General features: G+C 65.2%; 10 protein-coding genes. 7 read left to right on the top strand and 3 right to left on the bottom strand.

Features of this window, described 5'->3' with window-relative positions; genetic code table 11:
- Positions 1–306 precede the first annotated feature (306 nt).
- The 5 genes from AC13FW_RS02055 to AC13FW_RS02035 are packed head-to-tail and all read left to right on the top strand — an operon-like array spanning position 307 to position 5,984.
- Complete coding sequence (locus tag AC13FW_RS02055) at positions 307–1,596, top strand: sugar MFS transporter (protein ID WP_482988022.1); 1,290 nt, start codon at positions 307–309, stop codon at positions 1,594–1,596.
- A 43-nt stretch (positions 1,597–1,639) separates the two neighbouring features.
- The gene (locus AC13FW_RS02050; RefSeq protein WP_057627176.1) at positions 1,640–2,716 is read left to right on the top strand and encodes a LacI family DNA-binding transcriptional regulator; all 1,077 of its coding nucleotides are present in this window, start codon (positions 1,640–1,642) and stop codon (positions 2,714–2,716) included.
- 6 nt (positions 2,717–2,722) lie between these two features.
- Positions 2,723–3,751 carry an SIS domain-containing protein gene (locus tag AC13FW_RS02045; RefSeq protein ID WP_482988021.1) on the top strand — a complete coding sequence of 343 codons (1,029 nt, stop codon included), beginning with the start codon at positions 2,723–2,725 and terminating at the stop codon, positions 3,749–3,751.
- Positions 3,751–4,893: an N-acetylglucosamine-6-phosphate deacetylase gene (gene nagA / locus AC13FW_RS02040; protein WP_482988020.1), complete on the top strand. Its 1,143-nt coding sequence runs from the start codon at positions 3,751–3,753 to the stop codon at positions 4,891–4,893. Before AC13FW_RS02045 ends, nagA begins: the two co-directional genes overlap by 1 nt.
- 23 nt (positions 4,894–4,916) lie before the next feature.
- Positions 4,917–5,984, top strand: coding sequence for an acyltransferase family protein (locus AC13FW_RS02035; RefSeq protein WP_482988019.1), 1,068 nt, complete (start codon positions 4,917–4,919; stop codon positions 5,982–5,984).
- 165 nt (positions 5,985–6,149) lie between these two features.
- Here AC13FW_RS02035 and AC13FW_RS02030 read toward each other — a convergent pair whose 3' ends face one another.
- Positions 6,150–7,370: a multifunctional CCA addition/repair protein gene (locus AC13FW_RS02030; RefSeq protein ID WP_482988018.1), complete on the bottom strand. Its 1,221-nt coding sequence runs from the start codon at positions 7,368–7,370 to the stop codon at positions 6,150–6,152.
- 621 nt (positions 7,371–7,991) lie between these two features.
- Positions 7,992–9,938, bottom strand: coding sequence for a transglycosylase SLT domain-containing protein (locus tag AC13FW_RS02025; protein ID WP_482988017.1), 1,947 nt, complete (start codon positions 9,936–9,938; stop codon positions 7,992–7,994).
- A gap of 178 nt (positions 9,939–10,116) precedes the next feature.
- On the opposite strand from AC13FW_RS02025, the gene AC13FW_RS02020 reads away from it, so the two are divergent.
- Positions 10,117–10,527: an ExbD/TolR family protein gene (locus AC13FW_RS02020; protein WP_296248470.1), complete on the top strand. Its 411-nt coding sequence runs from the start codon at positions 10,117–10,119 to the stop codon at positions 10,525–10,527.
- Positions 10,528–10,689: 162 nt separating this feature from the next.
- Positions 10,690–11,565 (top strand): EamA family transporter, encoded by an 876-nt coding sequence (locus AC13FW_RS02015; RefSeq protein ID WP_296248467.1) that lies wholly within the window; start codon positions 10,690–10,692, stop codon positions 11,563–11,565.
- Between the two features lie 8 nt (positions 11,566–11,573).
- Here AC13FW_RS02015 and AC13FW_RS02010 read toward each other — a convergent pair whose 3' ends face one another.
- Positions 11,574–12,311 (bottom strand): endonuclease/exonuclease/phosphatase family protein, encoded by a 738-nt coding sequence (locus tag AC13FW_RS02010; protein ID WP_282268060.1) that lies wholly within the window; start codon positions 12,309–12,311, stop codon positions 11,574–11,576.
- Between the last annotated feature and the right edge of the window lie 62 nt (positions 12,312–12,373).

The raw sequence follows: 12,373 nt of genomic DNA, 5'->3' as shown, positions 1-12,373 counted from the left end.
TTCTGACAACGATGTCAACGAATAATTGAAACTTTCGATGCTGCGCCGCAGCGTGTCTGCGCAAACCTTGCGCCGCCTGCATTTGTTGCATCCGATAGCGTGCAGTGGCTTAACTTGCAGGGTTTTCTGCCAAAAGCCTGATCCTTACGGGCTTATGGGACATTCCTGATGAGCTGCCCGAATAACCCGGCGGAGCTGCGTTGTTGACAAACTTGTCCGCAGCAAACCATAAATGTGACAACGTTGTTCCCACGTAAGTCGCCGGACGGCCTCGATCCGTCTCCCGCATCCGCAGGAGCTTTGCCCATGTCTGCTGTTCCCGTCTCGACGCCGCGTACCAGCATGGCGTCGTCCATCGCCATCGTCGGCGTGCTGTTCTTCATCATCGGCTTCTGTACCTGGATCAACGGCCCGTTGATCACCTTCGTCAAGCTGGCCTTCGACGTGAACGAGGTATCAGCCTTCCTGGTACTGATGGTGTTTTACCTGTCGTACTTCTTCCTGGCCTTGCCAGCGTCCTGGATCCTCGGTCGCACCGGCATGAAGAAGGGCCTGGCGCTCAGTCTGGCGGTGATGGCGGTTGGTGCGATGGGCTTCGGTGAGTTCGCCACGCAGCGCTGGTTCGGCGGTGCGCTGGCTGGTCTGTTCGTCATCGGCGGCGGCATGGCCCTGCTGCAGACTGCGGTCAATCCCTATATCAGCATCCTCGGCCCGATCGAGGGCGCCGCGCAGCGCATTGCATTGATGGGTATCTGCAACAAGATCGCCGGCATCATCGCGCCAGTGGTGATCGGTACCTTCGTGCTGCACGGCATCGGCGACCTGGAAAGCCAGGTGCAGGCGGCCGACGCCGCAACCAAGGCCGACCTGCTCAACAGCTTCGCCGCCAAGATCCATACACCCTATATGGTGATTGCTGGCGTGCTGCTGTTGGTCGCAGTCGGCGTGCTGTTCTCGCCGCTGCCGGAAGTGCAGCCGGACCAGGCCAATGCCGCGGCCAATGACGGCAAGGCCGCCAAGCGCAGCATCTTCCAGTTCCCGCACTTGTGGCTGGGGGTGATGTGTCTGTTCGTCTACGTCGGCGTGGAAGTGATGGCCGGTGACGCCATCGGTACCTACGGCAATGCCTTCGGCCTGCCGCTGGACCAGACCAAGCTGTTCACCTCCTACACCCTGTTCGCGATGCTGGTGGGCTACGTGATCGGCCTGTTGGTGATCCCGCGCTTCATCTCGCAGGAGAAGTACCTGGCGGTGTCGGCGGTGCTGGGCGTGGTCTTCACCCTGGGCGCGTACTTCACCCACGGCTATGTGTCGGTGGGCTTCGTTGCCGCGCTGGGCTTCGCCAACGCGATGATGTGGCCGGCGATCTTCCCGCTGGCGATCCGCGGCCTGGGCCGTTTCACCCAGATCGGCTCGGCCCTGCTGGTGATGGGTATTGCCGGCGGCGCGATCATCCCGCAGGCCTTTGCACTGCTCAAGCACGCGTACCCGGAACACTTCCAGCTGGTGTTCGCCGCACTGATGATCCCCTGCTACCTGTACATCCTGTACTTCGGCACCGTAGGTCATAACGCGGGCAAGGCACGTGGCGCCTGAATCAAGCATCATGGCGGCAATCGAGCCAACGCGGGAACCGGTAATGCGTAGACCCACCATCAAGGATGTCGCCGAGCGTGCCAAGGTCTCTTTGAAGACCGTCTCGCGGGTGATCAACAACGAGCCTTCGGTGATGCAGGCCACCCGCGCGCGCGTGCTGCGTGCGGTGGCCGAGCTGGACTATGAGCCCGATCCTTCCGCGCGCAACCTGCGCAGCAACACTACTTTCGTGATCGGGCTGGTGTACGACAACCCCAATCCGTACCACATCATCGGGGTACAGAACGGCGTGTTGTCGGCCTGCCGCGAGACCGGCTTCGGCCTGCAGATCCATCCCTGCGATTCGACCTCGCCGATGCTGGCCGAGGAACTGGCCGACTGGGTGCAGCGTTCGCGCCTGGCCGGGCTGGTGCTGACCGCACCGATGTCCGAGCGCCCGGAACTGGTGGCCGCACTCAATGCACGCGGCATCAAGACCGTGCGCATCATCGCCGCCACCGAGGACCCGGGCGATGGCCCCTGCGTGTTCGTCGATGACCGCGATGCCGCCTACGAGATCACCGAGCACCTGATCCAGCTTGGCCACCAGCGCATCGGCTTCCTGTGGGGCGGCACCTCGCACCGTTCCAGCGGCGAGCGCTACGCCGGCTACGAAGCGGCGCTGAAGGACTACGGCATCCCGCTGGACAAGCACCTGGTGATCCCGGGCGACTACACCTTTGACGATGGCTTCCGTGGTGCGCGCCGCCTGCTGGCGCTGCGTGAACCGCCTACCGCCATCTTCGGCTCCAACGACGAAATCGCCGCTGGCGTGTTGGCCGCAGCCAATTCGGCCGGCTTGAACGTGCCTTACGACCTGTCCATCGCCGGTTTCGAGGACAGCCCGTTCTCGCGCCAGTCGTGGCCGGCACTGACCACCGCCAAGCAGGCCACCGGCGACATCGCCCGCCATGCCGCGCGTTTGCTGATCAGCCAGCTGCGCACCGATGCCTACGAAGACAGCCCGGCACAGCTGCAGAACCAGGGCTTCGTACCGCAGCTGGTGGTACGTGGCTCCACCGCACCGCTGCGCCAGCAGCCGTCGCGACCTCCGTCATCTCCCCCCGACCTCTCCGAGTAACGATCCATGGCACTGCCGAGTGAAACCGAAACCCTGATGTTCAACGAGGCCGCGGAAAGCGCCTCTGTCATCGCCGCCCAGTTCGCACGCAACCGCGACGTGGTGCAGGCCCTGGCCGCAGACCTGCGCCAGAACCCGCCACCGTTCGTTATCACCTGCGCCCGTGGCAGTTCCGATCACGCGGCTACCTATGCCAAGTACCTGTTCGAGACCCAGCTCGGCCTGGTGACCGCCTCGGCGTCGCCGTCGGTGGGCTCGGTCTATGAAGCGCCGCTGCAGCTGCGGGGCGCGTTGTACATCGTGATCTCGCAGTCGGGCAAGAGCCCCGATCTGCTACGCAATGCCGAGGCCGCCAAGGCTGCCGGCGCGCGTGTGGTGGCATTGGTCAATGTCGAGGATTCGCCACTGGCACTGCTGGCCGAAACCGTCATCCCGCTGGGCGCCGGCGTCGAGCGCAGTGTCGCTGCGACCAAGAGCTACCTGGCCTCGCTGGCAGCGATCCTGCAGCTGGGCGCGTACTGGAAGAACGATCCGGCACTGATCGCCGCGCTGGATGCCTTGCCGGCCGCGATGTCCGAAGCATGGGCCTGCGATTGGACGGCGGTGACCGATGGTCTGGTCGATGCGCACAACCTGTTCGTGCTTGGCCGTGGCCCGGGCCTTGCGGCGGCGCAGGAAGCCGCACTGAAATTCAAGGAAACCTGTGGCCTGCACGCCGAAGGTTATAGTTCGGCCGAAGTGAAGCACGGGCCGATGGCGCTGGTTGGCCGCGATTTCCCGGTGCTTGCCTTCGCCCAGCCGGACGAAACCGGCGCCGGCACCCGTGCCGTGGCCGAAGAATTCGCCGCGCGCGGCGCGCAGGTATGGCTGACCGGCGAGGGCGGCAACCTGCCGACCGCATCTGCTCCGCATCCGCTGTGCGCACCGCTGCTGACCATCCAGAGCTTCTACCGCGCGATCAATGCACTGGCGCTGCGCCGTGGCAACAACCCGGACCTGCCGCCGCACCTCAACAAGGTGACGGAAACGGTCTGATGAAAACCGCGCTGCGCAATGGCCGGGTACTTGCCGGCGAGAACTTCCGTGACGATGTCGCGGTGTTGATCGAAGACGGCCGCATCACTGCGCTCGTCGCAAGCGACGACCCGGCCGTTGCCGCGGCCGACGCGCAGGTGGATCTGGGCGGCGGCTGGTTGCTGCCCGGCTTCATCGACGCCCAGGTCAATGGCGGCGGCGGCGCGCTGTTCAACAACCAGACCGACGTCGATGCGCTGCGCACGATGGTGGCCGGGCACCGCCGCTACGGCACCACTGGCATGTTGCCGACCCTGATCAGCGACGATGCCGAGGTGATGGCGCGCGCGGTGCAGGCCACCCGCGAGGCGATTGCTGCCAAGGTGCCGGGCGTGCTCGGCATCCACCTGGAAGGCCCCTACATCGCACCGGCACGCAAGGGCACGCACGATGCGGGCAAGTTCCGCGTACCGGATGCCGATGAAGTGCGCATGGCCACGGCGCTGGACAACGGCGTCACCCTGATCACCCTGGCACCCGAGCGCGTACCGCTGGCAACGATCCAGCAGATGGTCGCCAACGGCGCCATCGTTGCTGCCGGTCATACCGCCGGTACCTACGACGAGATCCGCGCCGGTCTGGACGCTGGCATCACCGGCTTCACCCATCTCTACAACGCGATGTCGCCGCTGCAGGGGCGTGATCCCGGTGCAGTGGGCGCGGCACTGGAAGATGCCGACAGCTGGTGCGGGGTGATCGTCGATGGCGTGCACGTGCACCCGGCCAGCCTGCGCGTGGCGCTGGCGGCCAAACCGCGCGGCAAAGTGTTCCTGGTCACCGATGCGATGCCGATGGTCGGTTCGGACAACCCGGCGTTCGAGTTGTACGGCGAAACCATCACTGCCGTTGATGGCGTGGTCCGCAACGCCGCTGGCGCGTTGGCGGGTTCGGCGCTGGACATGATCACCGCCGTGCGCAACACGGTTGGCCTGCTGGGTCTCTCACTGGCCGAAGCATCGCGCATGGCGTCGACCTATCCGGCGGAGTTCCTTGGCCTCGATGATCGTTACGGACATATCGCGGCCGGCTACCAGGCGGATTTCGTATTGCTGGACGCCGATCTGCAGGTGCAGGGCACCTGGATTGCTGGTCAGCGCGACTGAGTTTCGGCCTGTGAGTAGTGCCCATGAATAAAGCCATCCGTTATGCCTCGGTGGATGCCCTGCGCGGCATCACCGTCGCGGCCATGCTGCTGGTCAACAACCCCGGCAGCTGGAGCCATGTCTACGCGCCGCTGCTGCATTCGGAATGGAACGGCTGCACGCCGACCGACCTGGTGTTTCCGTTCTTCCTGGTGATCGTCGGCGTGTCCATCGCGCTGGGCGTCGTGCCGCGGGTGGAGCAGGGCAGTGATCGTGGTGCATTGACGCGCACGGTATTGATCCGCGCCGGTCGTATCCTCGGTCTGGGCCTGCTGCTGCACTTTCTCGCCTGGTGGTGGTTGGATCTGGCGCACTACCGGCCATGGGGTGTGCTGCAACGCATTGGCCTGTGCTTCGCTGCTGCTGGCATGGCGGCGATCTGGTTGAAGCCGCGCTTGCAGTGGCTATGCATTGGCGTGTTGTTGACCGGCTACGCTGCGCTGTTGGTGGCAGGTGGCTCGCTGGAGCCCTGGCTCAATCTGAGCAGCCGCGTGGATACTTCGTTGTTCGGCGCGCTGCTGTATCAATATGACCCGGCGACCGGCCATGGCCATGATCCGGAAGGGCTGATGTCCACGCTGGGCGCATTGGCTTCGACCTTGCTCGGCCTGCGTGCCGGTGCCTTGCTGCGGCAACGTCCATGGCGATTGCTGCCTGCTGCGGTGTTGCTGTTGATTGCCGGCGGCCTGTGGGCGCAGTGGCTGCCCTTGAACAAGAACCTGTGGACCTCGTCGTATGTGCTGTGGACCGGCGGCTGGGCATGTGCGGGCCTGTGGCTGGCGCACATCCTGATCGACTGCCGGCAGTGGCCCGCGCTGGGGCGCCGCTTCGGTGTCAACGCGATCACCGCTTATGCCGGTTCCTCGGCGATGGTGCTGGCGATGATGGCCACCGGCAGCTGGGGCTGGCTGTGGGAACACCTGTTCAACCGCTGGCTGACCCCGTTGGGCGGCGCACAGTTCGCCTCGCTGGCGATGGCCTTGAGCTTCGTGGCGATCTGGTGGCTGCCGATGGCATGGATGGACCGCCGCAAGATCTATCTGAAGATCTGAAGCCGCCGTTTGCAGATTTGTGGGAGCGGCGTGAGCCGCGAAGCCACCAATTCGAAAGCAATGGCAGATCATGCAATTGCAGACAGCTGCTTTTGTTGTTGGATTACCAGCTTCGCGGCTTACGCCACTCCCACAACATCCAACGACTGCGACAACGGTTGGCATTCACCGCGCCACGCTGATTGCCTTGATCCGCGCCTTCTTCAAGGCTTCACCGATGGCGGGGCCTTGCAGGCCTTCAGTGGCGATATCGCGTGCATTGATCGCAAGTGCAGCCGCATGCAGGCGCTGCAGGGTTGCGCGCTGTGGGTAGTCACTGTCCTCGAAGCCGAGCCGTCCGCGCTTGTCGCATTCGCAGACCAGGGCCATCTGTGCGATGCGTTCGGGGCGACGGAAACCGTCGCAGCGCTGGATCAGCTCCAGCACGGTGGCGTCGCGCAGTTCGTCGATGCGATGCACGTTGAGGTGTTCGCGGCAGACCGCTTCTGCCAACTGGCGATGGTCGATCGGAATCTTCAGGCGCTCACAGAGTTTGGCCAGCGGTTTCAGGCCGCGCTGCTCATGCATGATGTGGCGCGGCAGTTCGTCGGTTGGGGTCAAGGCCTTGCCAAGATCGTGGGTGAGGGCAGCGAAGCCGATCAGGTCATCGCCCGGTGCCAGCTGTGCGGCCATGTCGCTGACCATTTCCTGGTGCACGCCGGTATCCACTTCCGGGTGGAACTCGGCGCGTTGCGGTACGCCGTACAGCGCATCTATTTCCGGCAGGATCACCGACAACGCACCGGTATCGTGCAGGCAGCGCAGGAAGGCGGAGGGTTGTTTCATGGTCAGGCTGCGGCGCAGTTCCTGCCAGATGCGTTCCGGCACCAAGGCATCGAGTTCACCGCTGGCTGCCATCGCGCGCATCAGCGCGGCGGTTTCAGGTGCCAGGGTGAAGCCCAGGGGTGCGAAGCGGGCCATGAAGCGTGCCGCACGCAGTACCCGCAACGGGTCTTCGACAAAGGCCGGGCCGACATGGCGCAGCACGCGTTGCTCGATATCGCGTACACCGCCCCAGGGATCGACCAGTTCGCCGGTTTCCTCGTCGCGGGCAATGGCATTGATGGTGAAATCGCGGCGCTGCAGGTCTTCTTCCAGCGTCACCGAGGGATCGGCATCCACCACGAAGCCGCGATAACCGCGGCCGGATTTGCGCTCGGTGCGCGCCAGCGCGTGTTCCTCGCCGGTCAGATGATGCAGGAAGACCGGGAAATCCTTGCCCACGGCCTTGAAGCCATCCGCTTCCATCTGCGCTTGCGTGGCACCGACCACCACCCAGTCACGGTCACCGGCTTGCAGGCCGAGCAGGGAATCGCGGACAGCGCCGCCGACGAGATAAGTCTTCATGCGGCCATGATAAGTCGGATGCGGTGCCGCACATGTAGTGCCGAGCCATGCTCGGCAGGGGCGTCACCAACAGTGCATGCGGTTGTGGGAGCGGCGTAAGCCGCGAAGCCGACAATGCTGGAAGGCCGCAAGAGCCGACCCGTCCCCAACCCTCCCCTTCGCTGCGCGAAAGGGAGGGGGCAGCAGCGGTAGTGCCGAGCCATGCTCGGCAGGGGGGCACCAGCAATACCCACTGTTGTGGGAGCGGCGTAAGCCGCGAAGCCGACAATGCTTGAAGGCGGCAAAAGCCAACCCCTCCCCAACCCGCCCCTTCGCTGCGCGAAAGGGAGGGGGCAGAGGTGGTAGTGCCGAGCCATGCTCGGCAAGGGGCGTTACCGGCCATGCATGTTCTTGTAGGAGCGGCGTAAGCCGCGAAGCCGACAATGCTGGAAGGCCGCAAGAGCCGACCCCTCCCCAACCCTCCCCTTCGCTGCGCGAAAGGGAGGGGGCAGCAGCGGTAGTGCCGAGCCATGCTCGGCGGGGGCTTTGCAAGCGAAAAAGCTGCCCTCACCCCAACCCCTCTCCCGCTAGCGGGAGAGGGGCTGAAGCGATAGTGCCGAGCCTGACTCGGCTCTACAGGCGTTATTGCGTTTGCTGGCAGCTGAAGGCTTTGCGCGCGCCCTGGGTCTTTCCGACGATGCGGTCGCTCAGGGTCAGGGCGTTGTTGTTGAGGCGCCAGTCGTAGATCACACTGAAGGCCAGCACGCGCGCCACGTATTCGCGCGTTTCCTTGTAGCTGATGGTCTCGATCCAGAAATCCGGGTCGTAGTTCGGGCGTTGACTCTGCCAGCGTGCGGTCGGGGTGGGGCCGGCGTTGTAGGCGGCGATGGTGACGTAGGGCAGGCCGTTGTACTTGTCCATCAGCTGGCGCAGATAGGCGGTACCGATGGCGATGTTGGTATCCGAGTCATACAGGCTGGACGCACCGCCATAACCGCTCAGACCAATGCTCTTGGCCACGCTGGCGCCGGTGGCGGGCAATACCTGCATCAGGCCCATGGCGTTGGCCGGCGAACGTGCATTTGGATTGAAGATGCTCTCGGCGCGGATTTCCGCCGCAATCCAGGCCGGGTCCAGCGCATTGCGGGCGGCTTCGCGGCGGATCGTGTCGTCGTGGTGCAGCGGGAAGCGCAGGTTGTACAGGCGCAACTCCTGCGGGCCTTTCAACGCAAACACCGCGCGGTCGAACCAGCCGTTGTTGCTGGCCACTTCGACGGCGAGACGGCGCTGGCTGTCGTCGAAACGCGACAAGGCCTCGGCCCATTCGCGCGCGGCCCAGCTTGGGCGTTCGATCTTGAACAGCTCGATTGCCCGCACCAGCGCCGGGTCGCGGCCGACGGCGGTCTTTGCCGCTGCGCTGTCGCCGGGATTCCACGGGCACAGGTTGTAGGGCTGCTTGAGCTTGTCGGCGGCCAGGAAGCCGTGGAAGGTCGGTTCGGCCGAGGCGGCGCGGTACAGCGCGGTGGCCTCGGCCGGCTTGCCGGTCTTCTCCAGCAGGCGGGCCTCGAACCAGCGCCAGCGCGAGTCGTTGCGCTGGCTGGCCGGCATCTTGCGGATGGCGGTCAGTGCTGCCGGCCAATCGCCACGTGCCATCGCTTCGCGGGTGCGCCATTCGTGCAGGCGTTCGTCATAGGCCGACTCGGGCACGGCGGCCAGGCGCCGCGCTGAATCCGGCAGATAGGAAGCCACCGTCCACAGCGCAATCTCATACAGCACCTTGCCTTGCTGCTCGGCGTTGAGGGCGAGTGCCTGGGCGTATTGCGGCAGCTGCAGCTCGGCGGCGCCGGGGTCGGCCTTGGCCAGCTTCTGCAGGCCGTCGACGGCGATGCGACGGCTGCGTTCGTTCTTCGGCCAGTTCAGGGCGCGCGCGTCGGGCTTGTCGACGAAGGCTGCGTAGTCATTGGCCTGGGCCAGCTCGGCGGCTGGCAGGCCACGTGCGGCGGCACGCATCACCGCCGGTTGCTGCGCATCGGCGGCAGCGTCGATGCGTTCCCAGCGCAGCGCCGGGGTCAGGCCGCCGCGGCTGGCGAGTACCGCAAACACCGGGTCGCAGCCATCGGGCAGCGACTTGCCGGCGCTGCGCCAGACGGACTGGGCGTCGCTGGTCCATTGCGCATCGGCCCTGCCTGTTGCCTGGCGTGCGTTGAGCTCGGCACAGCGCAGGCCGGGATCGTTGCTGGTTTTCCAGTTGGCCAGCAGGGTCGGCCAGTCTTGGCGGCGGGCGAGGGCGGGCAACCAGGCCGAACGGAAGCTCTCGGCCACGGCCTGGCCCTGGTAGCGCTTGAGGAAATCCTGCGCCTGCGTGGTCGGCAACGTGTCGATGCTGCGACGCAGGGCGCTGAACTCCAGCCAGCCGTACAGCGGGTGGTCGCGCAGCGGCGCGGCGGCGTTGGCATCGAACTGCCCGCGCTCGGCATTGTCGATGGCGGTGCGCATCGCGGTGCGTTGTGCGTCCAGGTTCTGGGCCTGGACGCAGGCGCTGAGCAGCGCGGCGAGGGTGGCCAGAGGCAGCAGGAAGATTTTATTCATGGCGGAAGGATAACGGCCGCAGCGTCAACGGCAGAGCAGCAGCCCAACCCGCACATGAACAAGCGCGCCCCTTCCGTGCAAATGGAAGCTGAACAGAAGTCGCGGCATCGCTGGAAACCCCCGGAAGCAAGCGTAGCTTCGGTGGCGAGGCAGCCGGCCTCGCCCTGGGGGAACTGGAATGGCATTCAGTGCAGCAGGCAATAGCGGGCGTCCACTGGCCGATATCAACGTGACCCCATTGGTCGACGTGATGTTGGTGTTGTTGATCATCTTCATCGTGACCGCGCCGATGGTGGCGGTGCCGATCCCGGTGGATCTGCCACAACGAACCGACAAGATCGTGCAGCGTGTCGAACCGCCACCGCCGATAGCGTTGCGGGTGGATGCATCCGACCAGCTCTTCTGGAACGGCGAGTTGCTGGCGATAGGCGATTTGCAGCCGCGGCTGCAGGCACAGGCCGATCTGCATGAGGGCAACCAGCCCGAGTTGCGCATCGACGCCTCGCCGGATGCGCAGTACCAGGTGATGGCCAAGGTGTTGGCGGCGGCCAACAACACGCACATGCAGCGTATTGCCTTCATCCAGTAGCGTGCCGCGCATGGCAGGCATCAACCAGTCGATGTGAAGGTTGATGCCTGTCGGGCGGTGATGGTGGCCGCACCGCCACGCAGGTCCGGCGACATCATCGGATCTGCCGCCCATCGCCATTTCGCCCAAGCGTTTGCAGCAGCGGCCGAATACACTAGCGGGATGCAAAATTCCCGATTCGCATCGCTGTTGCCGGTGCTGGCGGTGCTGGGCTCGGTGACCTCGTTGTCGATCGGCACGTCCTACGCCAAAAACCTGTTTCCCATCATTGGCGCGCAAGGCACCAGCGCGTTGCGCGTGGGTTTTTCGGCGCTGTTCCTGTTGCTGCTGTGGCGGCCATGGCGCTGGCATACCAGTCGCGCCGATGGCGCGGCGATCCTGCGCTACGGGTTGACGCTGGGGCTGATGAACCTGCTGTTCTACATGGCGCTGCGCACGATCCCGTTCGGGATTGCCGTTGCCATCGAGTTCACCGGCCCGCTGGCGGTGGCGATGTTCTCCTCGCGGCGACCGATTGATTTCGTCTGGGTCGGTTGTGCGCTGGTTGGGCTGGTGCTGCTGTTGCCACTCGATGGTGGCCAGGCCTTGGATCCAATCGGCGTGCTGTATGCCCTGGGTGCCGCGCTGTGCTGGGCGTTGTACATCATCTTCGGCAAGCGTGCCGGCCATCTGCATGCGGGCCACAGTGTGTCATTGGGCTTGCTGGCGGCATCGTTGGTGGTGGTGCCGGTCGGCGTTGCGCATGCTGGCATGGCGCTGCTGGAGCCGAAGATCCTGCTGGCCGGTTTCCTGGTGGCGGTGGTGTCCAGTGCGATCCCGATGTCGCTGGAAATGATGGCGCTCAAGCGCCTGCCCAAGGAGACCTTCGGCATCCTGATCAGCATGGAGCCGGCCGTGGCGGCGCTGTGGGCATTGCTGTTGCTGCACGAGCATCTGACCGGCCTGCAGTGGCTGGCGATCGGCTGCACGGTGTTGGCTTCGGCGGGCAGTACCTTGACCGCGCGGCGGCGACCACCGCCAGCCGCGGTGGCCGGCTGAGCCTGCGCTCAGCGCAGGCTGTTGGCGGGGACTTCGACTTCCATTTCAACGGCCAGATGGTCCGAGTGCGCGGCGGGAACGGCGCGGGTGTCGATCATCTTCAGGCTGTCGGAAATCAGGATATGGTCGATGGCGCGGTCCGGGCCCCAGCTGGGGAAGGTCGGTACCAGGCAGCTCGGCGGTTGCAGCCGGGTCTTGTGGTACAGCACGCGCATCTCCGGGCGATCCGCCTTGCAGTTGAAGTCACCCATCAATACCGCGTTGGGATGATCAGCCAGCACATCGGAAATGAAGTCCAGCTGCGACAGGCGCGAGCCGGTGCCCAGCGACAGATGTGCTACCGCCACGGTCAGGCCTTCGTCGCCATCGCCGTAACGGGCGACCAGCAGGCCACGGCCACCGATGCGGCCGGGCAGGGCGTGGTCCTGAACTTCCACCGGCTCAAGCCGGCTCAGCAGGCCATTGGCGCTGGAGGCCACGCCGCCCATGCGGCGGTTGGGCTGGTGCGCCCAATAGTTGAAGCCCGCGCGTTCGGCCAGGTAATGGGTCTGGTTGGTGAAGCCCGAGCGCAGGCTGCCCGGGTCGGCCTCCTGCAGGCCGACGATGTCGCGGCCGCTGGCCAGCTTGGCGATCGCGTCCAGGCTGGAGCGCTTCTGTCCGGCAGGCAGCGCATGTGACCAGCTGCGGGTCACATAGTCGCTGTAGCGGCGGGTGCTGGAACCGGCCTGGATGTTGGCGGTCAGCAATCGCAATGTCTGGGTAGGGGATTTCACAACGGGTTGAACTCAAGGGCCTCGTCACCGAGGCC

Source organism: Stenotrophomonas sp. 21LCFQ19 (genome assembly GCF_056861425.1).
The sequence above is the reverse complement of the archived record's forward strand: the minus strand, read 5'-3'. Positions and strand labels throughout refer to the sequence as shown.